Here is a 26844-nt window from a genome sequence, read left to right on the forward strand (position 1 = left end):
CGGCCGCGAGCGCAACTACCCGCGACCGACGTGGAAGCCCGTGATGCGCGCCGTACCGACGTCGAGGGACTCCCAGGGCCCGGAGACTTCGAGGACCGTCAGCGCGGACGTCGGGTACCCGGCACTGATCTCGGCGAACACCGCCGGGTCCGCACCGCCGTCGTCGAGCAGGTGCACCAGGTAGGCCATCGTCGGGTTGTGACCCACCAGCAGCACCGTGGCCGCGTCCGGGGGAACCGTTCGGAGGATCTCCAGGGCACCATCGGTGCCGGCGCTGTACAAGGACTTGTCGGTGACCGCGCCGGCACTCCAGCCCGCCCCGTCCGCCACGGCCTGCCAGGTCCCCTGGGTGCGCGCCGCGGAGGAGACCACGACGTGGTCCGGGGTGATCCCCACCGACGCTGCCCAGCGTCCGGCAGCGGTGGCGTCCGCGACACCGCGCGGCAGCAGCTCGCGGTCGTGGTCGCTGGCCGCGACCGGCTCCGCCTTCGCGTGTCGCATGACGACCAGGGTGCGGGTGCTCATGGCTCCATCGTCTCAGGACGCAGTCCCCACCACGAGACGGCGCCACCGAGGACCAGCAGCCCGGTGCAGAACCAGAAGGCCTGGCGGAAGCCGTCGGTCAGGGCGACCGGGTCCTGGTAGTCGGCGCCGCTCAGGCCGACCAGAGCCGGAAGAGCCGCGACCGCGAGCAGCGAACCGGTCCGGGCGACGGCGTTGTTGATGCCGCTGGCCACCCCGGCGTGGTGGTCGGGCGCCGCGGCGAGCACGGCGGCCGTGAGTGGGGAGACCAGCATCGTCAGACCTACGGCGAAGATGGTGATGCCCGGCAGCACGTGCACGACGTACGAGGCGTCCCGGCTCACGAACGAGAGCAGCAGCACGCCCAGGGCGCAGAGGGTCGGCCCGACGCTCATCGGCAGCCGCGGCCCGATCCTCGCCGCCACGGTGGCTGCGCGGGAGGAGAACAGCAGCATGAGGACCGTGATCGGCAGGGTCGCCACCCCTGCCTCCAGCGGTGTGTAGCCGGACGTGACCTGCAGCTGCAGCACGAGCAGGAACAGCACTGCTCCGAGTGCGCCGTAGGTCAGGAAGGTCATCACGTTCGCGGCGGTGAAGATCCGCGAGGAGAACAGCTCCGCCGGGGCCATCGCCCCGGGTCGACGCTCCAGGACCACGAAGACCGCCAGCGCGACCAGGCCGACGACCGCGCCGCCCACCAGCGGCACCGTCGGCAGGTCCCGCCAGGACGTCAGCAGGTAGGTGAGCAGGCCGAGCGCGAGCGTCCCGACGAGCGCACCCGGGACGTCGAACGGCGCGGTCTCCTCCTCGTCGCGCGACTCGGGCACCTGGCGGCCCAACCAGAGCACGAGCACGCACAGCGGGATGTTGAGGGCGAAGATCCAGCGCCAGCTGGCGTTCTCGACCAGGAACCCGCCGATGAACGGGCCCACCGCCGCGGTGATGCCGGCGTACCCGGCCCAGGTCCCGATCGCTGCGGCGCGGTCCTCGGGCCGGAACGAGCCCTGGATGATCGCCAGCGCGCCCGGGGTGAGCAGCGCGGCGGCGACGCCCTGCAGGACCCGGAAGGCGATCAGCTGGCCCGGGGTCTGGGCGAACGCGCACAGCACGCTGGCGACCGCGAAGGCAGCGACGCCGACCAGGTAGACCTTCTTGCGGCCGTGCCGGTCCCCGAGCGAGCTGCCGACCAGGATCAGCGCCGCGAGGCTCAGCAGGTAGCCGTTGACGACCCACTGCAGCGAGACCAGCCCGGCGTCGAGGTCCTCACCGATGCTGCGGACCGCGACGTTGACCACGGTGCCGTCCAGCAGCGCGACCCCCGTGCCGAGGATCACCGTGGCCAGGGTCAGCCGGCCACGCGGCGATCGGAGCTCGAGCACCCGGTCACGGTACGCCAGCGGACCGACGCTCAGGCGCCCATCGCGTGGTAGCCGCCGTCGACGTGGACGATCTCGCCGGTGGTGGCGGGGAAGAAGTCCGAGAGCAGCGCGACGACGGCGCGCGCCGTCGGGTCCAGGTCCACGTTGTCCCAGCCGAGCGGGGCCTTGCCGGACCAGCCCTCCTCGAGGTCGGAGAACCCCGGGATGGCCTTGGCTGCCAGCGTCCGCAGAGGGCCTGCGCTGACCAGGTTCACCCGGATGCCGTCGGGTCCGAGGTCGCGGGCCAGGTAGCGCGCGGTCGACTCGAGACCGGCCTTGGCCACGCCCATCCAGTTGTACGCCGGCCACGCAACGGTCGCGTCGAAGGTCAGGCCGACGATCGAGCCGCCGGGGCCCATCAGCGGCAGGCAGGCCTCGCTGAGCGAGGCCAACGAGTACGCCGAGACCTGCACGGCCTGCGCGACGTCCTCCCACGGACCGCCCACGAAACGGCCGCCGAGCAGTGTCTCCGGGTTGCCGTAGGCGATCGAGTGCACCACGCCGTCGAGGCCGTCGACGTGCTCGCGGACCAGGTCGGGCAGCCGCTGCAGGTGCTCGGGGTCGGTGACGTCGAGCTCGAGCACCGGGGCCTCGGCGGGGAGCCGACCGGCGATCCGCCGGGTGATCCCGAGCGCGCGTCCGAAGTTGGAGATCAGCACGGTGGCGCCCTGCTCCTGGGCGACCTTCGCCACCGCGAAGCCAATCGAGGTGTCCATGGTGACGCCGGCCACCAGGATCCGCTTGCCGTCGAGAATGCCCATCGGTCTCAGTGCCCCATCCCTAGTCCGCCGTCGACCGGGATCACGGCCCCGGTCACGTAGCCGCTCTTCTCGTCCGCGAGCCACAGGACCGCGCCCGCGATCTCCTCCGCCGTTCCCATCCGACCCAGCGGGATCTGGGACCGGTAGGCGTCCTGCTGCTCCGCGGGGAGCTCGGCCGTCATGTCGGTCTCGATGAAGCCCGGCGCGACCACGTTGGCGGTGATCGACCGGCTGCCGAGCTCGCGCGCCAGCGACCGGGCCATCCCGACGAGTCCGGACTTCGACGCCGCGTAGTTCACCTGCCCGGGCGAGCCGAGGAGGCCGACGACGCTGGAGACGAAGACGATCCGACCGCGGCGCAACCGGAGCATGCCCTTCGCGGCCCGGCGGGCGACGCGGAAGGAGCCGGTGAGGTTGGTGTCGATCACCGAGGACCAGTCGTCGTCGGACATCCGCAGCACGAGCGTGTCGCGGGTGATGCCCGCGTTGGCGACGAGCACCTCGACCGGGCCCTGGTGCTCCTCGACGGCCGCGAAGGCAGCGTCGACCGACTCCTGGTCGGTGATCTCGCACGCGACCACGAAGGCCCCGTCAGGGCCCTCCCCGTTGCGGCTGGTCACGGCCACCTGATCGCCCGCAGCGAGGAACGCCTCGGCGATCGCGCGGCCGATCCCGCGGTTGCCGCCGGTCACCAGAACAGATCTGCTCATGGTGCGACCGTAGAGCCGATCTGTCGGCTACTTCCAAATCAGAGTTCGGGAGCGCCCGACGGGCACAAGAACCATCAAGATCGTTTGTGACTTTCCCACAAACTGAGGTGTCGAGACGTAGTCAGTCGCAAGGCGGAGGAGCGCAGGCGTCCTCATGCGGAGCGCAGCGGAGCGGACGTCAAGCGACGACAACGCAGCGAATGGCTGCGTATCGACAGCTCAGTCGTCTTCTAGGCGGAAGCCGACCTTGATCCCGACCTGGAAGTGCTCGACGGTGCCGTCCTTGACCTGGCCGCGCACCTGGGTGACCTCGAACCAGTCGACGTGACGCAGCGTGGACGCGGCGCGCTCGATGCCGTTCCGGATCGCCTGGTCGATGCCCTCCGGGGAGGTGCCGACAATTTCGGTGACTCGGTAGGTGCGATTCGTCATGGACCAAGAATGCCACGCTTCAGGGGCCGACGTACGATCGGACCATGGGGTTGCTGCACCGCAAGGTCGAACCGGACGTCGTCCGGATCACTGCTGCGCCGCACAACCCCCACCAGGACATCGACAAGCGCCAGGGCCGGTACCTGCTGTCGATGACCGTCAGGATGGTCTGCTTCGTGGCGGCGCTGTTCACGGTGAGCATCCCGTGGCTCTGCGCGTCGCTCATCGGGGCGTCGTTCTTCCTCCCGTTCATCGCCGTCGTCATCGCCAACCAGGCCGCCCCGCGCGTCGCGCAGGACCTCGAGGGCCCGGGCGTCAGCCCCTTCGCCGACTACGGCGAGCTGCTACCACCCGAGGACCGGAACCGCTGAAACCCTGACCACCGACCAGCCGGAGGTGGCACGATCGACCCAGGTCGATCACGCCTGTCCCCCGGGCGCCGACCTCGGTGCCGGACGAGACCCCCAGATCGTCCGGCACCACCCAATTTCGGAGACACACACCGTGACGACTGACGAGACCGCCTGCTCCGCCAAGGGCTGCACCGCCCCAGCACAGTGGGAGCTGCTCTGGAACAACCCCAAGCTGCACACGCCCGACCGGCGCAAGACCTGGTTGGCGTGCGACGATCACAAGGCCTCGCTCAGCGACTTCCTCGGCGCCCGCGGCTTCCTCAAGGACGTCGTCAGCCACCGATAGCGGACATCGGGCGGTCCGGCTGCAGGAACGTCACGTCGTCGATACCGTGGCCCGCCCGCTTCCCGAGCATCGCCGCGACCCAGCGGTCCGCCAGCTCGTCGTCGGAGGCTCCGGCACGCATCGCCGCCCGGAGGTCGGACTCGGTGCTCGCGAACAGGCAGTCGCGCACCTGACCGTCCGCCGTCAGCCGGACCCGGTCGCAGTCCCCGCAGAACGGCCGGGTCACCGAGGCGATCACCCCGACGCTGGCAGGGCCGCCGTCGACCAGGAACTCCTCGGCCGGCGCGCTGCCGCGCGGCGTACCGGTCGGGGTGAGGACGAACTCGGACTCCAGCGAGGCCAGGATCTCCTCGGCGGTGACCATGTCCTCGCGTGTCCACCCGTGCTGGGCGTCCAGCGGCATCTGCTCGATGAAGCGCAGCTGGTAGCCGCGCTCGAGGCACCAGGCGAGCAGCTCCGGCGCCTGGTCGTCGTTGATCCCGCGCAGCAGGACGGCGTTGACCTTCACCGGGGTGAGGCCGGCTGCCTCGGCCGCCCGGAGGCCGGCGATCACGTCGTGCAGCCGGTCCCGGCGGGTGATCGTGTGGAAGTCCGCGGCCCGCACGGTGTCCAGGCTGACGTTCACCCGGTCGAGGCCCGCGGCAGCAAGGGTCGGCGCGACCCGCTCGAGACCCAGCGCGTTCGTCGTGATCGAGACGTCGGGGGTCGGGGCCAGCGCCTTGGTACGGCGCACGATGTCGGCAAGCCCGCGGCGCAGCAGGGGTTCGCCCCCGGTGAACCGGACCTCGGTGATCCCGAGACGTTCCACGCCGATGCCGACGAGCCGGACCACCTCGTCGTCGGTCAGCGCCTCCTCGTGCGGGAGCCAGTCCAGGCCTTCGGCCGGCATGCAGTAGCTGCAGCGAAGGTTGCACCGGTCCGTCAGGGAGACCCTGAGGTCGGTGGCGATGCGACCGTGACGGTCGACCAGCTCCTGCGTGCGCATGAACCGATCCTAGTGTCCGACCCTCAAGGACCCACGGCTACGCTCGCCCGAGTGAGGTTCTTGTTCACCCGTCGCTGGGTCCTGTTCGCGCTGACCGTCGCGGCGCTGGCCTGGTTGGCCACCCAGCTCGGGCAGTGGCAGTTCGGCCGGCTCGACGAGCGCCGCGAGCTGAACACCCTGGTGGCCAAGAACCTCGACCTCCCACCCGTCCCGGTCGCCGACGTCCTCAGCATCGGCAAGGACCCGGCCAAGGGCGACGAGTGGCGCAAGGTGGTCGTGCACGGCACCTGGGACGACGAGAACACCATCGTGCTGAAGTACCAGACCCGCGACGGCGGGCCCGGGGTCGACGTCGTCACTCCCCTGGTCACCTGCGCCCAGGTGGAGACCGGCGGCAACGGGGACCCGGACGACGACACCTGCGCGACCAACGGTCCGGCCGTCCTGGTGGACCGCGGCTGGATGAAGACCGACAACAGCGGCGGTGAGCGTCCGAAGCTCCCGGCCGCCACCGCGGGCCAGGTCACCGTGGTCGGCTGGGTGCGCCGCAACGCGACGGGCGGCTCGACCGAGGTCAACGACCTGGCCACCCGCGCGGTCTCGAGCAAGGCGGCCAGCGCGGTGCTGAACCAGCAGAAGACCGGCTACGAGCTCTACGGCGGCTGGCTGGACCTGCACACCGAGACGCCCGAGGCGGAGGGCAGCCTCGCGGCTGTCGAGCTGCCCGACGACACCAGCGAGGGTCCGCACTTCTTCTACGGCCTGCAGTGGTGGTTCTTCGCCGCCCTGGCCATCTTCGGGTTCGGCTACCTCGCGTACGACGAGCGTCGCCAGGCACGTTCACAAGCGCGCTCAGAGGGCGCGCAGCATGCCCCCGTCGACCGGGAGCATGACTCCGGTCACGAACGATGACTGCGGGCTGAGCAGGAACGCAGCCGCTTCGGCGAACTCCGCCGGCTCCCCGTAGCGGCCCAGCGGGATCGACTCGATCGCGCGTGCCTTGGCCGCCTCGCCGTCGCCGGTCCCGGCGTCGAGCTCGGCCAGCCGGTCCGTGGCGATCCGTCCGGGCAGCAGGCCGTTCACCCGGATGGCGCGCGGTCCCAGCTCGTCGGCCAGGGTCTTGGCGACCATGGCGAGCCCGGGACGCAGCCCGTTCGAGACCGCCAGGTTGGCCAGCGGAGCCCGGACCGAGGAGGAGAGCACGAACGCGATCGAGCCGGGACCGGAGATCGCCTCGGCCACCGTGCGTGCGGTGCGGACCGCGCCGAGGAACACCGACTCGAACGCAGCGGTCCACGCTGCGTCGGGCGTCTCCATCACGGTGCCCGTGGGCGGACCGCCGACCGAGATCAGCGCACCGTCGAGCCTGCCGAACGCGCTCCGCGCGAGCTCCACGAGACCGGCGGCCGCGTCGGGCGAGGCCGAGTCCGCGGCCAGGCCGCGGGCACCCTCGCCGAGCCGGGTGACCGCGGCGTCCACGCCCTCCTGGTGCCGCCCGGACACCACGACCCGGGCGCCGCGCTCGAGGAGCAGCGCGGCGGTCGCGAAGCCGAGACCGCGGGTACCGCCGGTGACGACGTAGACGGAACCCTCCAGGGGGCCGTTCACGGCTGCACCAGCACGTCGGTGGCGAACTGGGTGGCGTACAGGTGGGCGTAGGTGCCGTCCAGGGCGACCAGCTCCGCGTGCGTGCCGCGCTCACTGATCCGCCCGTCCTCGACGACAAGGATCTGGTCGGCGTTCAGCACCGTCGAGAGCCGGTGGGCGATCACCAGCGACGTGCGCCCCTCCAGGGCCTTGTCGAGCGCCGCCTGGACGGCCTGCTCGGACTCGGAGTCCAGGTGGGCGGTCGCTTCGTCCAGCACCACGATCGAGGGGGCCTTGAGGAGCAGGCGCGCGATCGCGAGCCGCTGCCGCTCCCCACCGGAGAGCCGGTAACCGCGGTCGCCGACGACCGTGTCCAGCTCGTCGGGCAGCGACCGCACCAGGGAACCGATCTGGGCGGCGTCGAGCGCGTCCCAGATCTCGGTGTCGGCCGCGCCCGGCCGCGCGTAGCGGAGGTTCGCCCGGATCGTGTCGTGGAACATGTGCGCGTCCTGGGTGACGTACCCGATCGTGTCCTCGAGCGACTGCAGGGTGAGGTCACGGACGTCGTGCGAACCCACGCGCACGGCGCCGCCAGTGACGTCGTACAGGCGCGCGACGAGGTGGGTGATCGTCGTCTTCCCGGCGCCCGAGGGCCCGACCAGGGCGACCATCTGCCCGCGCTCCGCGGTGAAGGAGACGTCGTGCAGCACCTGTGCCTGGTCCCGGCTCTCGGGCCGTGCGACCACCTCGAGGCTCGCCAGTGAGACCTCGTCGGCGCGCGGGTAGGTGAAGTCGACCTGGTCGAACTCCAGGCGACCGGCGGTGTGCGGCAGGATCACCGCGTCCGGGCGCTCGGCGACGGTCGAGGGCAGATCGAGGACCTCGAAGACACGGTCGAAGCTGACCAGCGCGGTCATCACGTCGACCCGCACGTTCGAGAGCCCCTGCAGCGGTCCCAGAAGACGCAGCAGCAGGGTCGCCAACGCGGTCAGGGTGCCGATCGTCAGGGTCGAGTCGATGACCAGGTGGCCGCCGATCCCCCAGACCAGCGCCGTCGCCAGTGCCGGGATGAGCATCATCGTGGCCGCGAAGATCCGCGTGACCAGCGAGATCCGTATGCCGAGGTCGCGGACCACGCCGGCCTTCTCGGCGTACACGGCGTCCTCGTCCTCCCGGCGTCCGAAGAGCTTGAGCAGCAGCGCGCCGCCGACGTTGAAGCGCTCGGTCATCAGGCTGGACAGGTCGGCGTTGCCGTCCATCTGCTGGCGGGTCAGTCCGCTCAGCTGGCGCCCGACCCAGCGCGAGGCGACCAGCAGGATCGGGAACAGCGCCAGGCAGGCCAGCGTGATCTGCCACGACAGCGTGACCATCGCGACCCCGACGACGACGACCGAGATCGTGTTGGCCACGGTGCTGGACAGCGTCGAGGTGAACGCGCGCTGGGCCCCGATGACGTCGTTGTTGAGCCGGGAGACCAACGCACCGGTCTGGGTGCGGGTGAAGAACGCCAGCGACATCCGCTGGACGTGGGCGAAGACCTGGGTACGCAGGTCGAAGATCAGGTTCTCCCCGATCCGCGACGACAGGTAACCACTGGCGACCCCGAGCAGCGCGTCGACCAGGGCGACGCCGACCATCGCCAGCGCGACCCAGGTGATCACCGAACCGTTGCCGGCCACGATCCCGTCGTCGAGGAGGTACTTGACCAGCAGCGGCGTGACCACGACGAGCGCGGCGTCGAGGACGACGAAGAAGATGAACCCGGAGATCAGCTTCTTGTGCGGGCCGGCGAAGCCGAGGACACGTCGCAGCGTGCGTCGGGTCAGCTTCTGGTCGACGACCGACGGGTCGGTGCGCATCGCACGCATCGCCGCCATCATCGGGCTCATCGCGCTCATCTCGGTCCTCCTCGGTCCAGCGTGCTCAGCCCCCGTTGGACAGGGCGCGGAACCGGCGGGTCTGCGCGGTCCGCTCCAGCAGCCGCTGCGACTCCAGGTCGGTGGCCTTCGCGGACTGCAGCAGGGCCTTGGTCTCCTTCACCGCACCGGCGTTGACCTCCAGGAGCGCCGCGGTCAGCTCCGCGGTCGTCTCGTCGAGCTCGGCGGCCGGGACGACAGCGGTCGCCAACCCGATGGCGGCCGCCTCGGGCGCGGAGACCTGCCGAGCGGTCGCACAGATCTCCAGTGCCCGTGCATAGCCAACAAGCTCGACCAGGGGCTTTGTTCCCACCAGGTCCGGCACGAGGCCCAGCGCTGGCTCCTTCATGCAGAACCAGGCGTCCTCGGCAACGACCCGGAGGTCGCAGGCCAGGGCGAGCTGGAAGCCGGCGCCGATGGCGTAGCCGTGGACCTGGGCGACCGTGACGAACCGAGGATCGTGCAGCCAGGTGAACCCGCGCTGGTAGCCGTCGATGGTGTCGATGACGTGCTCGTCCGAGGACGCCGCGATGTCGAGGAACTCCTCCCCCTCGACCCCGCCCGGGCTGAGCAGCCCCAGGTCCAGCCCCGCCGAGAAGCAGGTGCCGGCGCCCTTGACGACGACGACGCGGACCTCTTCGGGCAGCGCCTCGCCGATCGCGGCGAGGTTGTGCCACAGCGACGGCACCTGCGAGTTGCGCTTCTGCGGCGCGTTCAGGGTGATGGTGGCGACGGCACCGTCGATCTCGAGGGCGAGGCGCGCTGCGGCGAGGGTGTCGGCGTCGGGGAGTCCAGGCATGGCCCGAGCCTAGTGGCGGACACCGACCCTCAGGCCAGCGAGATGAGATCGAGGTAGCCGTCGTTCCACAGGTCCTCGTCGCCGTCGGGCAGCAGCAGCACCCGGTCGGGCTCGAGGGCCTGGACGGCGCCCTCGTCGTGCGTGACCAGCACGATCGCCCCCTGGTAGCTCCGGATCGCCGCGAGGACCTCCTCCCGCGAGGCCGGGTCCAGGTTGTTGGTCGGCTCGTCGAGCAGCAGCACGTTCGCCGAGGAGACGACCAGGATGGCCAGCGCCAGTCGGGTCTTCTCGCCGCCCGAGAGCACCCCTGCGAGCTTGGTGGCGTCGTCGCCGCTGAACAGGAACGAGCCCAGGACCGTACGCCGCTCCGCGTCGGTGAGCTGGGGGGCCGAGGTGGCCATGTTCTCCAGGACCGTCCGCGAGGTGTCGAGCGTCTCGTGCTCCTGGGCGTAGTAGCCGATCTTCAGGCCGTGCCCCGGGAGCAACGAGCCGGTGTCGCCGGAGTCCACGCCGGCCAGGATCCGCAGCATCGTCGTCTTGCCGGCCCCGTTGAGTCCGAGGATCACCACCCGTGAGCCCTTGTCGATCGCCAGGTCGACGTCGGTGAAGACCTCCAACGACCCGTACGACTTCGAGAGCCCCTGGGCCATCAGCGGCGTCTTGCCGCACGGAGCCGGTTCGGGGAACTTGATCTTGGCGACCTTGTCGGCGGCGCGGACGCTCTCGAGCCCGTCCATCATCTTCTCGGCGCGCTTGATCATCGACTGCGCGGCCTTGGCCTTGCTGGCCTTGGCGCGCATCTTGTTGGCCTGCGCCATCAGCGTCTCGGCCGTCTTCTCCGCAGCTGCGCGCTCCTTCTTGCGACGGTGCTCGTCGTTCTCGCGCTGCTGGAGGTAGTTCTTCCAGGTCATGTTGTAGAGGTCGACCTCGGCGCGGTTCGCGTCCAGGTACAGCACCTTGTTGACGACTGCCTCGAGCAGCTCGACGTCGTGGCTGATCACCACGAGTCCCCCGCTGAAGCTCGCCAGGAAGTTGCGCAACCAGACGATGGAGTCGGCGTCGAGGTGGTTGGTCGGTTCGTCGAGCAGCAGGATGTCTGCGCCGGAGAAGATGATCCTGGCGAGCTCCACCCGGCGACGCTGACCGCCGGACAACGTCTTCAGCGGCTGACCGAGCAGCCGCTCGTCGATCCCGAGACCGGCCGAGATCTGCGCGGCCTCGGCCTCGGCGGCGTACCCGCCGCCCGCCGCGTGGAACGCGGTGTCCGCCTTCTCGTAGCGCTTCATGCCCTTCTCGCGGACGTCCGGGTCGTCCGAGGCCATCTGCTCCTCGGCCTCGCGCAGCCGCGCCACGACGGTGTCCAGTCCGCGCACCGAGAGGATCCGGTCGCGGGCGAGGACCTCGGGGTCACCGGTCCGCGGGTCCTGCGGCAGGTAGCCGAGCGTGCCGGAGCTCGTCACCGACCCGGACGCGGGCAGGCCCTCGCCGGCCAGGATCTTCGTGAGCGTGGTCTTGCCGGCGCCGTTGCGCCCGACCAGTCCGATGCGGTCGCCAGTCGCGATGCGGAACGACACGTTCTCCATCAGGAGACGGGCGCCGGCACGGACTTCGAGGCGGGAGGCGGTGATCACGGAGGCATTAGTCTACGAGTCGCACGGACGACGGAAGTAGGCGGGCATGAGGTTCAATCCCAAGGCGAGCTCGGACGGTGGCCAGACCTCCCGCCGCACCGGTGGCGGCGGAGGCGGTGGGGGTATCGGCCTCCCCGGTCTCGGCGGCCGTGGCGGCGGCCGGCTTACCATCGGTGGGGTCGTGGCCGCGGGCCTGCTGTACCTGGTCGCCCAGCTCACCGGTGTCGACATGAGCGGCCTGACCGGCGACGGTGGCGGCGACCAGACCGGGAGCGACGTCCGCTGCACGGGTGCCGAGGCCAACAAGTCGGAGACCGACGACTGCGCCATCTCGTTGCTGACCACGTCGATCCAGGACTACTGGAATACCACCTTCGCCGAGCAGGGCCTCGGTTCGTACGACCGTGCCCAGACGATCATCTTCGCCGGCGGCACCTCCTCGGGCTGCGGTGCCGCCCAGTCGGCGATGGGCCCGTTCTACTGCCCGAACGACGCCAGGGTGTACATCGACACCGACTTCATGGACGACATGCTCGAGGGTGACCTCGGCGCCCAGGGCGGCACCTTCGCGCTCGCCTACGTGATGGCGCACGAGTACGGCCACCACGTCCAGGACCTGCTGGGCTACCTGAGCCGGATCCGGACCCAGCAGGGACCGAAGAGCGACTCGGTGAGGTCGGAGCTGATGGCCGACTGCCTCGGCGGCATGTGGGCCAAGGGCGCCCAGGAGACCAGGGACGCCGAGGGGAACACCATCATCGAGGGCCTCACCGAGGACGACATCGCCCGGGCCATCGACGCGGCGACGGCGGTCGGTGACGACCGGATCCAGAAGGCCGGCGGAGGCCGCGTCGACTCCGAGTCCTGGACGCACGGGTCCTCGAAGCAACGGGCGCGCTGGTTCAACATCGGTCTCGAGAAGGGCTCGTTCCAGGCCTGCGACACCTTCCGCGCCGGGGCACTGTGACCTCGTACGACGACCTCCTGGCGTTCGACCGGGACCACCTGTGGCACCCGTACTCCTCGATGACGGCACCGAGCCCGGTCCAGCAGGTGCTCTCGGCCCGCGGCGTCCGTCTGAGGCTGCAGCGTGACTCCGGCCCGGTCGAGGTGGTGGACGCGATGTCGTCCTGGTGGTGCGCCATCCACGGGTACGCCGTCCCTGAGCTCGACGCTGCCGTGGTCGACCAGCTCGGACGGATGAGCCACGTCATGTTCGGCGGTCTGACGCACGAGCCCGCCGTGCAGCTCGGGCGCCGACTCGTCGACCTGGCGCCCGCAGGCCTCGACAAGGTCTTCCTCGCCGACTCCGGCTCCGTGTCCGTCGAGGTCGCGATGAAGATGGCGTGGCAGGCGCACGCCCGCGACGGCATCGGTCGGACGAAGTTCTTCACCGTCCGCGGCGGCTACCACGGAGACACGTTCTCCCCCATGAGCGTCACCGACCCGGACGGCGGGATGCACTCGCTGTACGCAGGCTTCCTGCCGGAGCACGTCTTCGCCGACCGCCCTCCGGCGACCGGCGAGCCGCTGGAGGAGTGGAAGTCGGCGACCCAGGCACTCTTCGAGCAGCACGCGGACGACGTCGCAGCGGTGATCCTCGAGCCGCTGCTGCAGGGCGCCGGCGGCATGCACGCGTACGACCCGGAGGCCGTCCGGTTTCTCGCGACCCTGGCCCGCGAGCACGGCGCACTGGTGATCTTCGACGAGATCGCGACCGGCTTCTGGCGCACCGGGACGGCGTGGGCGGCAGACGCCTGCGGTGTCACCCCGGACGTCCTGTGCGTCGGCAAGGCGCTCACCGGCGGATACGTGACGCTCGCTGCCGTGCTCACGACCGCTGAGGTCGCCGCCGCGGTCGACGCCAGCCCGGCGGGCGCGATGATGCACGGACCGACCTTCATGGCGAACCCGTTGGCGTGCGCGGTCGCCGTTGCCAGCCTGGACCTGCTCGCGGCGACCGACCAGGCGGCCAACATCGCGCGGATCAACGCTGCCCTGGACGAGGGGCTCGCGCCCGCCCGCGACCTGGGCAGCGTGGCCGACGTCCGCACCCTCGGTGCCGTCGGGGTGGTCGAGCTGGGCACTCCCGTCGACGTGAGACGCGTCACCGAGGCCGCGCTCGCCCGCGGGGTCTGGGTCCGTCCGTTCCGCAATCTGGTCTACTCGATGCCGCCGTACGTGACGTCGGAGGAGGATCTGAGGACGATCACGACCGCGATCGTCGAAGCCGTCGAGGAGGTGCACGGATGAGCTCGTTCAGCGACTGGCTGGCCCAACGTGCCGCCGCTCGCGCCGAGGCCGGCCTGGTCCGGAGCCTGTTCGCCAGCGACGTCGCCGGCCCGATGCTCGACCTGGCCGGGAACGACTACCTCGGACTCTCCCGCGACCCGCGCGTCGTCACGGCCGCAGCCAAGGCCGCGGAGGCGTACGGCGCCGGGGCCGGCGCATCCCGCCTGGTCACCGGCACGCTCTCCGTGCACGAGCAGCTCGAGGACGCGCTGGCGGCCTTCACCGGGTTCCCCGCGGCGCTGGTGCTGTCCACCGGGTACCACGCCAACCTCGCGGTCGTCGCCGCCCTCGCGGACGCCGACACCCTGATCGTCTCCGACGCCCACGTGCACGCCTCGATGATCGATGCCTGCCGGCTCTCCCGCGGGACGGTCCAGGTCGTCGGTCACAACGACGTCGCCGCCGTCGAGGCCGCGCTGGCCGACCGGACCCAGACACGCGCGCTCGTCCTCGTCGAGTCGATCTACTCCGTGCTCGGTGACGCCGCGCCGCTGGCAGAGCTCGCTGCGACGTGCGAGAAGCACGACGCCCTGCTGGTCGCCGACGAGGCGCACGCCCTCGGCGTCTGCGGGCCCGAGGGCCGCGGACTGCTGCACCAGGCCGGGTTGGCCGGAGCCGAGCACGTGGTCGCCACCCTGACGCTGAGCAAGTCCCTGGGGGCCCAAGGAGGCGCGGTCCTGTCCGGGGCCGCGGTCCGGGACCACCTGATCAACACCGCTCGCCCGTTCATCTACGACACCGGCCTGGCCCCCGCCGCGGCAGGCGCTGCGCTGGCAGCCCTCGAGGTGATCCTCGAGGAGCCCGAGCGCGTCGGTCGGGTCCGCGAGGTCGCCCGGCTACTGGCCGAGGCGTGCGGCGTACCGTCCGCCGACGGTGCCGTGCTCGCGGTCGCCGTGCCCGGGCCCGAGGAGGCCGTGGCCGCCGTCGCCCGCGCCGCCGAGCAGGGAGTGCGGATCGGCTGCTTCCGACCGCCGTCCACCCCGGACGGCATCTCCCGGCTCCGCCTGACCGCCCACGCGCACCTGACCGAGGACGAGCTCGACCGGTCGGCCCGCGTGCTGCGAGGCCTGCTGTGACGACGGTCTGGTTCGTCACCGGCACCGACACCGAGGTCGGGAAGACCGTCGCCACCGCAGCGCTCGCCGTGGCACTTCGCCGTGCCGGCAGGGACCCGTACGTCGTCAAGCCGGCTCAGACCGGCGTCACCGCCGACGAGCCCGGCGACCTGGCCGAGGTGCAACGGCTGACCGGCGGCGTCCCGGGACACGAGGGCGTCCGGCTGCTGGCTCCCCTCGCCCCCGATGCCGCGGCACGCCTCGAGGGCGCCTCGCTCCCCACGGTCGCCGCCCAGGCCGCTGCCGTCGTCGACGCAGCGAGCCGGCACCACGTGCTCGTCGAGGGTGCCGGTGGTCTGCTGGTGAACCTGGGCGACGACTGGGGTCTGCTCGACCTGGCCGATGCCGTGCAGGCGAGCGGCGCAGCGGTGAGCTGGGTCGTCGTGGCGCGGTCCGGGCTCGGCACCCTCAACCACTCCGCACTGACGGTCGACGCCATCCGGGCACGTGGTCACCAGGTCGAGGGACTGGTGGTCGGGTCGTGGCCGGTCGAACCCGATCTGGCATCGGAGCAGAACCTGCTCGACCTGCCGCGGATGACCGGATCCCGCATCATGGCGAGGATCCCCGCCGGCGCGGGCACCTGGGACGCCGAGGAGTTCGCCGCCGTGGTCGCCCCCGGCGTCGAGCTGGACTAACCGAGCAGCGACTCGATCTGCGGCGCCTGGCGCTGCAGGGCGCGCAGGTGCGGCGCCACCGACGGGTGCCCGAACTTGCCCGCGAGGGCACCCTCTCCCCCGGCGACCCGGGACAGCGCCCACTCCGCTCGGCTGAAGACCGTGTAGACCGCCATCACCGTGGCGGCGGTGCGCACCGCGGCAGGGTCCGGACTGCCCCCGCTCTCGACCACCCCGTCGAGGAAGGTCGCGAGCAGCACCTCGAAGTCCTCGCGCGCCGAGAGCGCGTAGTAGCCCAGGTCGGTACCGACCGCCCCGACGCCGAAGCCCTGCCAGTCCACCGCCACAACGGCGTCCCCACGGGTGGCGACGAAGTTCGCCGGGACGGCGTCACCGTGCACGCGTCCACGGGGCGCCTCGTCGCGGGCGGCCAGCAGCCGAGCCCGGTTCGACCAGAGGTGGGCGGCCACGTCGGCCAGGGTGGTCCGCTCGAGCGTCGGCCACCCGCCCCGGCTCTCGGCGATCGCCAGCCGGTCGGTGAGGGTGCGTCGCGCTGCCCAGGCGGGCTCGTCGTACGGCGCCCCGGCGAAGCGTCCCAGCGACCGCGCCACCAGGAGCGAGGTGGGCGGTTCGGCGACGACCTGCTCGGACCACAGCGTGATGCCGTCCTCGTCCTCGTCGCAGCGCAGGTAGCGCGGCGGGACCAGCCCGGGGCCGTCGACCACTTCGGAGCTCATCGCCACCTCGGCCTCGCGGCGCCAGTAGCCGGCGTGCGCGCGGTCCTCCAGCAGCGGCTGGTCGTCGGGTCCGGGCCGGCCGAGCCTCTTCACGACGGCTGCAGTGCCCTCGTGGACGGCCCTCCAGACGCCGACGGTGGCCGGACCGCCGCCGGCGGGCAGCGGGGTCCACGCGGGATCGGGCTGCCACATGCCACCCATCGTGGCAGAAGCCCGACGACTATGCTCCGAGCATGACGATCGAGGTGTCCGAGGCGGCTGTCTCCGAGGTGACCGCTGCGCTGGGCCGCAACCTGAGCAGGTTCGACGCGCCGGCCTGGGTCCAGGCCGCGTCGGCGACGGTGGCGCAGCACGGTGACCTCGCGGCCGCGCAGCTCGCCCCGGGCGAGACCGTCGACTGGCTCACCCCCGGCATCCTGCACCGGTACGGGAAGACCTGGCCGAACGCGGTCATGCTGCTCACGCCTCACCGGATGATCATCACCGCGTCTCGCGGCGGCTTCCGGACCAAGCACGACTTCAGCTCGTTGTACCGCGGCCCCGAGTCCCTGATCGGGGTGCACCAGCAGCTGCTCCCGGGCACCAGCACGAACCTCTGGATGCTCGAGATCACCAGCGACTCCGGACCGTTCTTCTTCGCCTTCCCGGAGTTCCGCGGCGACCACGCCCTCGCCGAGGAGACCCGCCGCCTGATCTCGCGGGAGGAGGTCGCCGCTCCTTCCGAGCGGGTCGTCGCGCCCAGGATCCCGACCCAGCGCGTCGCCCCGGACTGGTACGACGACCCGCTGCGCGAGGCTCCCCTGCGCTACTGGGACGGCGAGGCCTGGACCCCGCACACGGCGGGCTGACTCAGGCGTTCTCGACCTCGACAGTCAGGGCAAGAGCTGCCTCGACGGCCTCCTCCAGCACGCCGCGGCGCGGATCGGGGACGGTGAGGAAGCGGCCGACCACCCGGACGGAGAGCTCCTTGAGACGCGGGTCCTCGAGCACGGCGGCAACCGCCGACGTGTCACCGCCGACCACCACGGCCGGAGCGCCGGCGATCAACCGGACGGCGTGCTCGGCCGCGGCCTCGAAGGCGGCCCGCGCCTGGTTGTCCCGACGACGGGCGAACCGCTGCTGGCTCTGACCGCCCGCCTTGGTCCGGCCCTGGACGTGGCGCTGGCCGACCTTCGAGGCTGTCGTCGATCCACCCGACAGGCGGGCCACGGCGAAGCCGCCCTTGCGGACGAGGAGGACGGCCCAGTCCGCAGGCGGGTGCGCTGCGGCCAGGAAGGGGTCAGTCTCGGGCACGCCCTCGTACGAGCGGGAGAAGGGCAGCGCGGCAACGAAGTTCGAGCCGTCGACGGCCGCACCGGCCAGCCGGCCGTCCGCGACGGTCAACGTCGTGCTGCCGTGACGTGCTTCGAAGTTGGCGATCCAGCGCGGGAACCGTTCGGCTGGGACTGCGACCGCCGTCACCGGGTCTCGACCACAGCTCAGACGTTAAAGCCCAGCGCGCGCAGCTGGTCGCGACCGTCGGGGGTGATCTTGTCGGGGCCCCACGGCGGCATCCAGACCCAGTTGATCGTGACGTCGTTGACCAGGCCTTCGAGAGCCGTGTTGGTCTGGTCCTCGATGACGTCGGTCAGCGGGCAGGCCGCCGAGGTCAGCGTCATGTCCAGGACCAGGTTGGAGGACGGGTCCAGGTTGACGCCGTACACCAGACCGAGGTCGACGACGTTGATGCCCAGCTCGGGGTCGACGACGTCGCGCATGGCCTCGAGGATGTCCTCGTCGCTGGCCAGGGCGGTCCCGCCGCCGAGGTCGACCTCGGGAAGATCAGAGTGATCGGTCATGCGTTCTCTCCTTGCGCTTGCAGGGCAGCGTCCTTGAACGCCATCCAGGACAACAGTGCACACTTCACCCGGGCCGGGAACTTCGCCACACCGGCGAACGCGATCCCGTCCTCGAGCACCTCCTCGTCGGGCTCCACCTGACCCTTGCCCTGCATCAGCTCCAGGAACGCGCCGTGGGTCTCGAGCGCCTCGTCGACCGAGCGCCCGATCACCAGGTCCGCCATCACCGAGGCCGAGGCCTGGCTGATCGAGCAGCCCTCGGCGTCGTAGGAGACGTCCGAGACGATCGTGGCCCCGGCGGTGGTCTCCAGGTGCACCCGCAGGGTCACCTCGTCACCGCAGGTCGGGTTCACGTGGTGAACCTCGGCCTCGTGCGGCTCCCGGAGCCCCGCGTGCAGGGGGTTCCGGTAGTGGTCCAGGATGATCTCCTGGTAGAGCGAGTCCAAGTCCATGACTGTGTAACGTCACCCGACCTTGAAGTAGTTCTTGGTGTAGTTCAGGCCCTCGACCAGCGCGTCGATTTCCGCCGGCGTCGTGTACAGGTACGACGACGCGCGCGTCGAGGACTGCACCCCGAAACGCTTGTGCGCCGGCTTCGCGCAGTGGTGCCCCGCCCGGACGGCGATCCCCCGGCTGTCGAGCAGCTGAGCGACGTCGTGGGGGTGCACTCCGGCGAGCTCGAAGGCGACGGCGCCGCCGCGACGCGTCGGGTCGGTCGGTCCCAGGACCTTCACGCCCCCGACGCTCGCCAGGCCGTCCAGCAGGTAGCCGGTGATCGCCTGCTCGTGGGCGTGGATCCGGTCGAGACCCACGTGCGAGATGTACTCGATCGCCGCCCCGAGCCCGATGGCCTCGACGATCGGCGGGGTGCCCGCCTCGAACTTGTGCGGGATCGGCGCCCAGGTGGACTTCTCCATGGACACGGTCGCGATCATCTCGCCGCCGCCCAGGAACGGCGGCATGGCGTCGAGCAGCTCGGACCTGCCCCAGAGCACGCCGATGCCGGTCGGCCCGGTGACCTTGTGCCCGGTGAAGGCCAGGAAGTCGGCGTCGACGGCCTGGACGTCGACCGGGAGCTGCGGCGCCGCCTGCGAGGCGTCGAGCACCACGACGGCACCCACCTCGTGGGCACGTCGGGCGATCTCGGCGACGGGGTTGATCGTGCCGAGCATGTTGGAGACCCAGGTCAGCGCGACGACCTTGGTGCTCGGGGTGAGCAGCTCGTCGATGTTCGACAGGTCCAGCTCGCCGTCCTCGGTGATCCCGAACCAGCGCAGCTCGGCACCAGCGGCCTCGGTGGCCAGCTGCCACGGCACGATGTTGGAGTGGTGCTCCATCTCGGTGATGACCACGCGGTCGCCGGGCCCGAGCGGGTAGGTCCGGGCCACCAGGTTGAGCGCCTCCGAGGCGTTCTTGGTGAAGATCACCTCGTCGCGCGACGGCGCGTTCAGGAACGCCGCGACCCGGTCACGGGCAGCCTCGAACGCCTCGGTCGACTCCGCGCCGAGCGTGTGCATCGCTCGGGAGATGTTCGCGTTGTGGTTCTCCAGCTGGTCGACCATCGCGTCGATGACGACCTGCGGCTTCTGCGAGGTGTTGGCGCTGTCGAGGTACACCAGCGGCAGGTCGTTCGCCACGGTGCGCCCGAGGATCGGGAAGTCCTTGCGGATGACCTCGAGGTCGGAGAGAAGTCCTTCCACGGCGGTCATCTCAGACCGCCGCAGCCTTGAGGAACCTGTCGTAGCCGTTCGCCTCGAGCTCTTCGGCGAGCTCGGCACCACCGGACTCGGCCACCTTGCCGGCGACGAACACGTGCACGTGGTCCGGCTTGATGTAGCGCAGGATCCGGGTGTAGTGCGTGATCAGCAGGACGCTCTTGCCGTCGTTCTCGCGGAACCGGTTCACCCCCTCGGAGACGACCTTGAGCGCGTCGATGTCGAGCCCGGAGTCGGTCTCGTCGAGGATCGCGACCTTCGGGTCGAGCAGCTCGAGCTGGGCGATCTCGTGACGCTTCTTCTCGCCACCGGAGAAGCCCTCGTTGACCGAGCGGGAGGCGAAGGTCGAGTCCAGGTTCATCCGCTCCAGCGCACCGTTGACGTCCTTGACCCAGGTGCGCAGCTTCGGCGCCTCGCCGTCGATGGCCGTCTTCGCGGTGCGCAGGAAGTTCGCGACCGAGACGCCAGGCACCTCGACCGGGTACTGCATCGCCAGGAAGAGGCCGGCGCGGGCGCGCTCGTCGACCGACATCTCCAGGACGTCGACGCCGTCGAGGGTGACGCTGCCGCCGGTGATGTTGTACTTCGGGTGTCCCGCGACCGAGTAGGCGAGGGTGGACTTGCCCGAGCCGTTCGGGCCCATGATCGCGTGCGTCTCGCCGTCCTTGATGGTCAGGTTGACGCCCTTGAGGATCGCCTTGGGACCGTCCTCGGTGTCGACCGAGACGTGCAGGTCCTTGATCTCCAGTGTTGCCATGGTCAGTTCTCTCCTAGATCGACGAGTACGTCGTCCCCGGAGATCTGCACCGGGAAGACGGGAACGGGTTCGGTGGCCGGCGGGCCGAGGGGCTTGCCGGTGCGGAGGTCGAAGCGTGATCCGTGCATCCAGCACTCGATCTCGCAGCCCTCCACGTCGCCTTCGGAGAGCCGCACGGCCGCGTGGCTGCACTGGTCCTCGATGGCGAAGACGTCCTCGCCGTCGCGCACGATGGCGACGTCGAGGCCGTCGACCTCCACGCACAGCGCGGCACCCGTGGGTACCTCGCTCAGCGAGCAGGCGCGGACGAAGGTCATCTCCTCAGACCTTCAGCACGTTCTTGGCCAGCTCGGCCTCGACGGTCTCGATCAGCTTGGCCTCCAGCGAGGCCACCCCGATCTTGCGGACCAGGTCGTTGAAGAAGCCGTGCACGACGAGACGACGGGCCTCGGACTCCTCGACGCCGCGCGAGCGCAGGTAGAACAGCTGCTCGTCGTCGAAGCGACCGACGGCCGAGGCGTGCCCCGCCCCCTCGATCTCGCCCGTCTCGATCTCCAGGTTCGGGACCGAGTCGGCCTGGCAGCCGTCGGTGAGGATGAGGTTGCGGTTCTCCTCGTAGGTCTCGATGCCCTCGGCGACCTTGCGGATCAGGACGTTGCCGATCCACACCGCGTGCGCGCCCTCGCCCTGCAGGGCGCCCTTGTAGATGACGTTGCTCTTGGTCTTGGGGGCCGTGTGGTCGACGAACAACCGGTGCTCGATGTGCTGACCCTCGTCGGCGAAGTACATGCCGAGCATCTCCACCGAGCCGCCGGGGCCGGCGTACTCCGCGGTGGTGTCGTGGCGCACCAGGTCGCCACCGAAGGTGACGGCGACGTGCTTGAGGCTGGCGTCGCGGCCGACCTTCGCGTGCTGGCTGGAGTGGTGCACGGCGTCGTCGGCCCAGTCCTGCAGGGACACGACGGTCAGCTCGGCTCCGTCCTCCACGACGATCTCGACGTTGTCGGCCAGGACGGCCGAGCCCTCGAACTGGAGCACGACGGTCGCGCGGGAGAACTTCTCCGCGACGATCACCGTGTGCGCGGCGCTGGAGGCGTCGACGCCGGACCCGACGACGCGGAGGACCGTGGCGGTCTCCGCGACGTGCTCGGTCGGCACCCGGACGACGGTCACCGACGAGGACGCGTCCCAGGCCCGGGCCGAGACCCGGTCCAGCGGGACCAGGCCGGAGGTGCCGCGCACGGTCGCGTCGGCGGACTCCTGCGACACCAGGACGCCCTCGGCGGCCTCGACGTCGACCTTGACCTCGGCGCCGAACGGGGCGTCCTGGGCGAGGCCGCGCAGACGCTTGAGCGGCGTGAACCGCCAGACCTCCTCCAGGCCGGTGGGCACCGGGTGGTCGGCCAGGTCGAAGGACCCGGTCGGGTGCAGGTGGGAGTCGACGCGGCTCTGCTCGAGAGCTGCGGCGACGGTGTCAGGTGAGGTCACGTCGAACGCTTTCGTGTCGGGTGGGAAGGGGAGCTGGGTGACCATGTCAGCCGACAGCACCTTCCATCTGGAGCTCGATGAGCCGGTTCAGCTCGAGGGCGTACTCCATCGGCAGCTCCTTGGCGATCGGCTCGACAAAGCCGCGCACGATCATGGCCATCGCCTCGTCCTGCTCCATGCCGCGCGACATCAGGTAGAAGAGCTGGTCGTCGGAGACCTTGGAGACGCTGGCCTCGTGGCCCATCGAGACGTCGTCCTCGCGGATGTCGACGTACGGGTAGGTGTCGCTGCGGGAGATCTGGTCGACCAGGAGCGCGTCGCAGAGCACGTTGCTCTTCGAGCCGTGCGCACCCTCGTTGACCTGGATCAGGCCGCGGTACGACGTCCGGCCCCCACCGCGGGCGACCGACTTCGACAGGATCGAGGACGAGGTGTTCGGGGCCGCGTGCACCATCTTGGCGCCGGCGTCCTGGTGCTGGCCCTCGCCCGCGAACGCGATCGACAGGGTCTCGCCCTTGGCGTGCTCGCCCATCAGGTACACGGCCGGGTACTTCATCGTCAGCTTGGAGCCGATGTTGCCGTCGACCCACTCCATGGTGGCGCCGGCCTCGCAGACCGCGCGCTTGGTCACCAGGTTGTAGACGTTGTTCGACCAGTTCTGGATGGTCGTGTAGCGGCAGCGACCGCCCTTCTTGACGATGATCTCGACGACCGCCGAGTGCAGCGAGTCCGAGGAGTAGATCGGCGCGGTGCAGCCCTCGACGTAGTGCACGTAGGCGTCCTCGTCGACGATGATCAAGGTGCGCTCGAACTGGCCCATGTTCTCGGTGTTGATCCGGAAGTAGGCCTGCAGCGGGATGTCCACGTGGACGCCCTTGGGCACGTAGATGAACGAGCCACCCGACCAGGTGGCCGTGTTCAGTGCGGAGAACTTGTTGTCGCCGACCGGGATGATGGTGCCGAAGTACTCCTTGAAGAGCTCCTCGTGCTCCTTCAGCGCGGTGTCGGTGTCGACGAAGATGACGCCCTGCTCCTCGAGGTCCTCACGGATCGAGTGGTAGACGACCTCGGACTCGTACTGCGCAGCGACGCCGGCGACCAGGCGCTGCTTCTCCGCCTCCGGGATGCCGAGCTTGTCGTAGGTGTTCTTGATGTCCTCGGGGAGGTCCTCCCACGAGGTCGCCTGCTTCTCGCTGGTGCGGACGAAGTACTTGATGTTGTCGAAGTCGATCGTGTCGAGCTCGCCGCCCCAGGTGGGCATCGGCTTGCGGTGGAAGAGCTTGAGACCCTTCAGGCGCAGGTCGAGCATCCACTGCGGCTCGTTCTTCTTGGCCGAGATGTCGCGGACGACGTCCTCGTTCAGACCACGCTTGGCGCTGGCGCCGGCGACGTCGTTGTCGGCCCAGCCGAAGTCGTAGCGACCGATGCCCTTCAGCTCCGGGTTCAGGTCTTCGATGCTGGTCATTTCGACACCTTCTCTTGAGGGGTGGGGATGCAGGTGGTGCAGACACCGTCGCCGTGGGCGATGGTGGCGAGTCGTTGGACGTGCGTGCCGAGGACGCGGCTGATCGCCTCGGTCTCGGCCTCGCAGAGCTGCGGGAATTCGTGCGCGACGTGGGAGACCGGGCAGTGCTGCTGGCACAACTGCTCACCGACCGGAATATTCCGCGCGCTGGCCGCGTAGCCCTGGCCGGAGAAGATCCGCGCCAGTGCCTCCGCCGGGGACAACTCGGGGTCCGCCGCCATCGCGGCGCCGAACTCCTCCTCGATGAAGGCGACCCGGCGGTCCGCGAACGCCCGGACGGCGTCCTCGCCGCCGGTCTCGGCCAGGAACCGGATCGCCTGGACGGCCAGGTCGTCGTACTGCTGGTCGAAGCGGTCGCGTCCCGCCTCGGTCAGTGCGAAAGCCTTCGCCGGGCGGCCTCGGCCCCGCGCGCTGGCCGCTCGCGGCTCCCGCGCCTCGACGGCACCGTCGGCCAGGAGCTGGTCGAGGTGGCGCCGTACGGCGGCCGGGGTGAGTGCCAGGCGCTCGCCCAGGGCGGCTGCGGTCGACGGTCCGTTCTCCAGGATCGACCGCACCACACGCTCCCGCGTGGGGGCGTCGTCGGTCACCTGGTCGATTTCCACAACACCAGTGTGCCGTTAATGAAATCAAGGTTTCAAATAAGGGTTGCCTAACTCTTGATCTCAAGAGACTCCCTCGTGCAGGAGCCTCCCAGACCCTCTCCTAGACTTCGGCCGTGACCACCGACCCGACGACTCCTGCCGTCGAGGTCCGCGGGCTCCGGATGACGTACGGCGACAAGGTCGCCGTGGACTCCCTGGACCTGGTCGTCGAGCGGAACACGATCACCGCCGTCCTGGGCCCGAACGGCGCGGGGAAGACCACGACGCTGGAGACCTGCGAGGGCTACCGACGCCCCCACGCCGGCGAGGTCAGGGTGCTCGGGCTCGACCCCGTCCGCGACCGCCGGGACCTGCTCCCCCGGATCGGCGTGATGCTGCAGGGCTCCGGCGCCTGGTCCGGCATCCGCGCGATGGAGATGCTCGAGCACATCGCCAAGCTGCACGCGAACCCGCTGGACACGGCCGACCTGGCCGAGCGGGTGGGGCTGGGCGACTGCGGCCGGACGCCGTACCGACGGCTCTCCGGCGGGCAGCAGCAGCGCCTCGGCCTGGCGATGGCCGTCGTGGGGCGGCCCGAGGTCGTCTTCGTCGACGAGCCGACCGCCGGGATGGACCCGCAGGCCCGCCGGAACACCTGGGAGCTGCTTTCGGAGCTGCGCGACGACGGCGTGACCGTCGTGCTCACGACCCACTACATGGACGAGGCCGAGAAGCTCGCCGACCACATCCACATCATCGACCGCGGTCGGATGATCGTCTCGGGCACTCCGCTGGACCTCACCCGCGGCGGGACCGCGACCATCCGGCTGGTCGTCACCAAGCCGTTCCCCGACGGTGCGCCCGAGAGCCTGCAGCGGGCGCTCGGCGCCGGCGTCGAGGTGACCCCGATCAGCGACGTCAGCCTGCTGGTCACCGGCCCGGCCGACCACACCACGCTGGCCACGGTCGGCCGCTGGTGCGAAGAGCAGGGCGTGCTGCCGGAGTCCTTGAGCCTGGGCCAGCGCAACCTCGAGGACGTCTTCCTGGAGCTGACCGGTCGAGGTCTGGCCGGACAAGGACCCGAGTCGTGAGCGGGACCTTCACCCCGCGCCCGGGCAGCGCTCCCCTGGGCCGGATGATCGCCGCCCAGGCCTCGATGGAGGCGCGCCTGATGATCCGCAACGGGGAGCAGCTGCTGCTCGCCGTCGTGATCCCGGTGATCGTGCTGATCGGCGGCGTCCGCGGTGCCGAGCACGTCGGCCTCGACCTCTCCGACCGCCCGGTCGACGTGCTGACCCCGGGCGTGCTCGCCCTGGCGGTGATGTCGACGGCGTTCACCTCCCTGGCGATCGCCACCGGCTTCGAGCGCCGGTACGGCGTCATCAAGCGCCTGGGCACCTCGCCGCTGCCCCGCTCCGGACTGCTCGTCGGCAAGGTCGGCGCACTGCTGCTCGTCGAGCTGCTCCAGGTCGTCGTGATCGGCGCCGTCGGCCTGGTGCTGGGCTGGGACCCGGAGCTGACGGCGACGTCGCTGCTGGCCGCCGCCGTCACGCTGCTGCTGGGCACTGCAGCGTTCGCGAGCCTCGGCCTCTTCGTCGCCGGCGTCCTGCGCGCCGAGGCGACCCTGGCTGCGGCGAACCTGATCTACCTGCTCCTGCTCGCCGGCGGAGCCGTGGTGCTGCCCGTCTCCGAGTACGGCGGCGCCGACATCGTGCTCGACCACCTGCCGTCCGGCGCGCTCGGCGAGGCCATGCGCCGTGCCCTGATGGAGGGCCAGCTCGCGACTGCCCACCTGATGGTGCTGGTCGTGTGGGCGGCGCTCGGCACCGTGCTCACCGCGAGGACCTTCCGGTGGGAGTGAACCTGACGCCGCAGCTGCGGCGCTTCGCGTGGGCGAGCATCGTGGCCAACATCGTCATCGTGGTCTCCGGCGGTGCCGTCCGCCTGACCGGTTCGGGCCTGGGCTGCCCCACCTGGCCGCGGTGCACCGAGGAGTCCTTCACCCCGCACGGCTCGCTGTCGCTGCACTCCGCGATCGAGTTCGGCAACCGGATGCTCACCTTCGTCCTGGTCGCCGTGGCCGTCGCGACCTTCGTCGCCGCGTGGCAGTCCGGTCGTCGCGAGCTGCGCCAGGTCGCCCTGGTGCTCGCGCTCGGCATCCCGGCCCAGGCGGTCATCGGCGGCATCAGCGTCCTGACCGACCTGAACCCGTGGGTGGTCAGCTTCCACCTGCTCTGCTCGATGGCCATGGTCGGGGCCGCGGTGCTGCTGCTGCACCTGGTCGACCGGGACGGCCCGTTGGCGCCCGCGACCGCGGTGAAGCCGGTCACCGGGCTGGCCTGGGCCACGTTCGCCGCCGGCTGGGCGGTGCTGTACGTCGGCACGGTCGTCACCGGCGCCGGACCGCACGCGGGCGACAAGGAAGCCCCCCGCAACGGGCTCGATCCGCTGCAGCTCTCGCAGCTGCACGCCGACCTGGTCTTCCTGTTCGTCGGCCTCACCATCGGTCTGCTGGTGGTCCTGCACGTCACCGGCGCGAGCGCCGCAGCCAAGCGGGCTGCCAGACTGCTCCTGATCGTGGAGATCGCCCAGGGCGCGATCGGGTTCGTCCAGTACTTCACGGACCTGCCCGTCGTCCTGGTGGGGTTCCACATGCTCGGGGCGGCCCTGATCTCCGCCGCGATGACCTGGGCGGTGCTGGCGACGCGGGAGGCATGAG

General features: G+C 70.6%; 31 protein-coding genes. 11 read left to right on the forward strand and 20 right to left on the reverse strand.

Features of this window, described 5'->3' with window-relative positions; translation table 11 throughout:
- Window positions 1–15 precede the first annotated feature (15 nt).
- The 5 genes from ABIE44_RS19340 to ABIE44_RS19360 form a co-directional block, all read right to left on the reverse strand.
- Window positions 16–525 (reverse strand): SixA phosphatase family protein, encoded by a 510-nt coding sequence (locus ABIE44_RS19340; protein ID WP_209713931.1) that lies wholly within the window; start codon window positions 523–525, stop codon window positions 16–18.
- On the reverse strand, window positions 522–1901 hold the full coding sequence (locus tag ABIE44_RS19345) for an MFS transporter (protein ID WP_209713929.1): 1380 nt from the start codon (window positions 1899–1901) through the stop codon (window positions 522–524). Before ABIE44_RS19345 ends, ABIE44_RS19340 begins: the two co-directional genes overlap by 4 nt.
- A gap of 29 nt (window positions 1902–1930) precedes the next feature.
- On the reverse strand, window positions 1931–2701 hold the full coding sequence (gene fabI / locus ABIE44_RS19350; RefSeq protein WP_209713927.1) for an enoyl-ACP reductase FabI: 771 nt from the start codon (window positions 2699–2701) through the stop codon (window positions 1931–1933).
- A gap of 5 nt (window positions 2702–2706) precedes the next feature.
- Window positions 2707–3411 carry a beta-ketoacyl-ACP reductase gene (locus ABIE44_RS19355; RefSeq protein WP_209713925.1) on the reverse strand — a complete coding sequence of 235 codons (705 nt, stop codon included), beginning with the start codon at window positions 3409–3411 and terminating at the stop codon, window positions 2707–2709.
- Between the two features lie 219 nt (window positions 3412–3630).
- Window positions 3631–3843 (reverse strand): dodecin, encoded by a 213-nt coding sequence (locus ABIE44_RS19360; RefSeq protein ID WP_209713923.1) that lies wholly within the window; start codon window positions 3841–3843, stop codon window positions 3631–3633.
- Window positions 3844–3887: 44 nt separating this feature from the next.
- Between ABIE44_RS19360 and ABIE44_RS19365 the strand changes: the two genes are divergently transcribed.
- Both ABIE44_RS19365 and ABIE44_RS19370 read left to right on the forward strand, forming a co-directional pair.
- The gene (locus ABIE44_RS19365) at window positions 3888–4214 is read left to right on the forward strand and encodes a DUF3099 domain-containing protein (protein WP_209713922.1); all 327 of its coding nucleotides are present in this window, start codon (window positions 3888–3890) and stop codon (window positions 4212–4214) included.
- Window positions 4215–4347: 133 nt separating this feature from the next.
- On the forward strand, window positions 4348–4542 hold the full coding sequence (locus ABIE44_RS19370) for an acetone carboxylase (protein ID WP_209713920.1): 195 nt from the start codon (window positions 4348–4350) through the stop codon (window positions 4540–4542).
- Here the strand turns inward: ABIE44_RS19370 and moaA are convergent.
- Window positions 4529–5527 carry a GTP 3',8-cyclase MoaA gene (gene moaA / locus ABIE44_RS19375; protein WP_209713918.1) on the reverse strand — a complete coding sequence of 333 codons (999 nt, stop codon included), beginning with the start codon at window positions 5525–5527 and terminating at the stop codon, window positions 4529–4531. The genes ABIE44_RS19370 and moaA overlap by 14 nt on opposite strands.
- A 51-nt stretch (window positions 5528–5578) precedes the next feature.
- Here moaA and ABIE44_RS19380 point away from each other — a divergent pair, with 51 nt between their 5' ends.
- Complete coding sequence (locus tag ABIE44_RS19380; protein ID WP_209713916.1) at window positions 5579–6439, forward strand: SURF1 family protein; 861 nt, start codon at window positions 5579–5581, stop codon at window positions 6437–6439.
- Here the strand turns inward: ABIE44_RS19380 and ABIE44_RS19385 are convergent.
- The 4 genes from ABIE44_RS19385 to abc-f are packed head-to-tail and all read right to left on the reverse strand — an operon-like array spanning window position 6380 to window position 11460.
- A complete protein-coding gene (locus ABIE44_RS19385) occupies window positions 6380–7135 on the reverse strand; it encodes an SDR family oxidoreductase (protein ID WP_209713914.1) in 756 nt (251 codons plus the stop codon). The genes ABIE44_RS19380 and ABIE44_RS19385 overlap by 60 nt on opposite strands.
- Window positions 7132–9012, reverse strand: a complete 1881-nt coding sequence (locus ABIE44_RS19390; RefSeq protein ID WP_209713912.1) for an ABC transporter ATP-binding protein — start codon at window positions 9010–9012, stop codon at window positions 7132–7134. Before ABIE44_RS19390 ends, ABIE44_RS19385 begins: the two co-directional genes overlap by 4 nt.
- 25 nt (window positions 9013–9037) lie before the next feature.
- Window positions 9038–9829 (reverse strand): enoyl-CoA hydratase/isomerase family protein, encoded by a 792-nt coding sequence (locus ABIE44_RS19395; protein WP_209713910.1) that lies wholly within the window; start codon window positions 9827–9829, stop codon window positions 9038–9040.
- 29 nt (window positions 9830–9858) lie between these two features.
- Window positions 9859–11460, reverse strand: a complete 1602-nt coding sequence (gene abc-f / locus ABIE44_RS19400; protein ID WP_354438333.1) for a ribosomal protection-like ABC-F family protein — start codon at window positions 11458–11460, stop codon at window positions 9859–9861.
- A gap of 46 nt (window positions 11461–11506) precedes the next feature.
- Here abc-f and ypfJ point away from each other — a divergent pair, with 46 nt between their 5' ends.
- Genes ypfJ through bioD form a run of 4 tightly spaced genes read left to right on the forward strand, consistent with a single transcriptional unit; the run spans window position 11507 to window position 15505 of the window.
- The gene (ypfJ, locus tag ABIE44_RS19405; RefSeq protein WP_209713906.1) at window positions 11507–12427 is read left to right on the forward strand and encodes a KPN_02809 family neutral zinc metallopeptidase; all 921 of its coding nucleotides are present in this window, start codon (window positions 11507–11509) and stop codon (window positions 12425–12427) included.
- Entirely contained in the window at window positions 12424–13713 is a 1290-nt protein-coding gene (locus ABIE44_RS19410; RefSeq protein WP_209713904.1) for an adenosylmethionine--8-amino-7-oxononanoate transaminase, read from the forward strand. Before ypfJ ends, ABIE44_RS19410 begins: the two co-directional genes overlap by 4 nt.
- Window positions 13710–14828 (forward strand): aminotransferase class I/II-fold pyridoxal phosphate-dependent enzyme, encoded by a 1119-nt coding sequence (locus tag ABIE44_RS19415; RefSeq protein ID WP_209713902.1) that lies wholly within the window; start codon window positions 13710–13712, stop codon window positions 14826–14828. The genes ABIE44_RS19410 and ABIE44_RS19415 overlap by 4 nt, the downstream gene beginning before the upstream one ends.
- Window positions 14825–15505 carry a dethiobiotin synthase gene (gene bioD, locus ABIE44_RS19420; protein WP_209713900.1) on the forward strand — a complete coding sequence of 227 codons (681 nt, stop codon included), beginning with the start codon at window positions 14825–14827 and terminating at the stop codon, window positions 15503–15505. Before ABIE44_RS19415 ends, bioD begins: the two co-directional genes overlap by 4 nt.
- On the opposite strand, the gene ABIE44_RS19425 is transcribed toward bioD, so the two are convergent.
- Window positions 15502–16413: a phosphotransferase gene (locus ABIE44_RS19425; protein WP_209713898.1), complete on the reverse strand. Its 912-nt coding sequence runs from the start codon at window positions 16411–16413 to the stop codon at window positions 15502–15504. The two genes, bioD and ABIE44_RS19425, sit on opposite strands and share 4 nt — an antisense overlap.
- 41 nt (window positions 16414–16454) lie before the next feature.
- On the opposite strand from ABIE44_RS19425, the gene ABIE44_RS19430 reads away from it, so the two are divergent.
- A complete protein-coding gene (locus ABIE44_RS19430) occupies window positions 16455–17069 on the forward strand; it encodes a DUF2510 domain-containing protein (protein ID WP_209713896.1) in 615 nt (204 codons plus the stop codon).
- Between the two features lies 1 nt (window position 17070).
- Here ABIE44_RS19430 and ABIE44_RS19435 read toward each other — a convergent pair whose 3' ends face one another.
- The 9 genes from ABIE44_RS19435 to ABIE44_RS19475 are packed head-to-tail and all read right to left on the reverse strand — an operon-like array spanning window position 17071 to window position 24146.
- Entirely contained in the window at window positions 17071–17682 is a 612-nt protein-coding gene (locus ABIE44_RS19435; RefSeq protein WP_209713894.1) for an acVLRF1 family peptidyl-tRNA hydrolase, read from the reverse strand.
- Window positions 17683–17699: 17 nt separating this feature from the next.
- The gene (locus ABIE44_RS19440) at window positions 17700–18059 is read right to left on the reverse strand and encodes a metal-sulfur cluster assembly factor (RefSeq protein WP_209713892.1); all 360 of its coding nucleotides are present in this window, start codon (window positions 18057–18059) and stop codon (window positions 17700–17702) included.
- Window positions 18056–18511 (reverse strand): Fe-S cluster assembly sulfur transfer protein SufU, encoded by a 456-nt coding sequence (gene sufU / locus ABIE44_RS19445; RefSeq protein WP_209713890.1) that lies wholly within the window; start codon window positions 18509–18511, stop codon window positions 18056–18058. Before sufU ends, ABIE44_RS19440 begins: the two co-directional genes overlap by 4 nt.
- 12 nt (window positions 18512–18523) lie before the next feature.
- On the reverse strand, window positions 18524–19768 hold the full coding sequence (locus ABIE44_RS19450; protein WP_209713888.1) for an aminotransferase class V-fold PLP-dependent enzyme: 1245 nt from the start codon (window positions 19766–19768) through the stop codon (window positions 18524–18526).
- A 1-nt stretch (window position 19769) separates the two neighbouring features.
- A complete protein-coding gene (sufC, locus tag ABIE44_RS19455) occupies window positions 19770–20531 on the reverse strand; it encodes a Fe-S cluster assembly ATPase SufC (RefSeq protein ID WP_209713886.1) in 762 nt (253 codons plus the stop codon).
- Between the two features lie 2 nt (window positions 20532–20533).
- Window positions 20534–20848: a non-heme iron oxygenase ferredoxin subunit gene (locus ABIE44_RS19460; protein WP_209713884.1), complete on the reverse strand. Its 315-nt coding sequence runs from the start codon at window positions 20846–20848 to the stop codon at window positions 20534–20536.
- 4 nt (window positions 20849–20852) lie between these two features.
- Window positions 20853–22019, reverse strand: coding sequence for a Fe-S cluster assembly protein SufD (gene sufD / locus ABIE44_RS19465; RefSeq protein WP_354438337.1), 1167 nt, complete (start codon window positions 22017–22019; stop codon window positions 20853–20855).
- A 46-nt stretch (window positions 22020–22065) separates the two neighbouring features.
- Complete coding sequence (sufB, locus tag ABIE44_RS19470) at window positions 22066–23484, reverse strand: Fe-S cluster assembly protein SufB (protein WP_209713881.1); 1419 nt, start codon at window positions 23482–23484, stop codon at window positions 22066–22068.
- Window positions 23481–24146, reverse strand: a complete 666-nt coding sequence (locus ABIE44_RS19475; RefSeq protein ID WP_209713879.1) for a helix-turn-helix transcriptional regulator — start codon at window positions 24144–24146, stop codon at window positions 23481–23483. Before ABIE44_RS19475 ends, sufB begins: the two co-directional genes overlap by 4 nt.
- Before the next feature lie 113 nt (window positions 24147–24259).
- Between ABIE44_RS19475 and ABIE44_RS19480 the strand changes: the two genes are divergently transcribed.
- The 3 genes from ABIE44_RS19480 to ABIE44_RS19490 are packed head-to-tail and all read left to right on the forward strand — an operon-like array spanning window position 24260 to window position 26843.
- Window positions 24260–25216 (forward strand): ABC transporter ATP-binding protein, encoded by a 957-nt coding sequence (locus ABIE44_RS19480; RefSeq protein ID WP_354438340.1) that lies wholly within the window; start codon window positions 24260–24262, stop codon window positions 25214–25216.
- Entirely contained in the window at window positions 25213–25986 is a 774-nt protein-coding gene (locus ABIE44_RS19485; RefSeq protein WP_354438341.1) for an ABC transporter permease, read from the forward strand. Before ABIE44_RS19480 ends, ABIE44_RS19485 begins: the two co-directional genes overlap by 4 nt.
- On the forward strand, window positions 25977–26843 hold the full coding sequence (locus ABIE44_RS19490) for a COX15/CtaA family protein (protein ID WP_354438343.1): 867 nt from the start codon (window positions 25977–25979) through the stop codon (window positions 26841–26843). Before ABIE44_RS19485 ends, ABIE44_RS19490 begins: the two co-directional genes overlap by 10 nt.
- The last annotated feature ends 1 nt before the right edge of the window (window position 26844 follow it).

It is taken from the genome of Marmoricola sp. OAE513 (genome assembly GCF_040546585.1).
In the GTDB taxonomy this organism is placed as follows: domain Bacteria; phylum Actinomycetota; class Actinomycetes; order Propionibacteriales; family Nocardioidaceae; genus Marmoricola.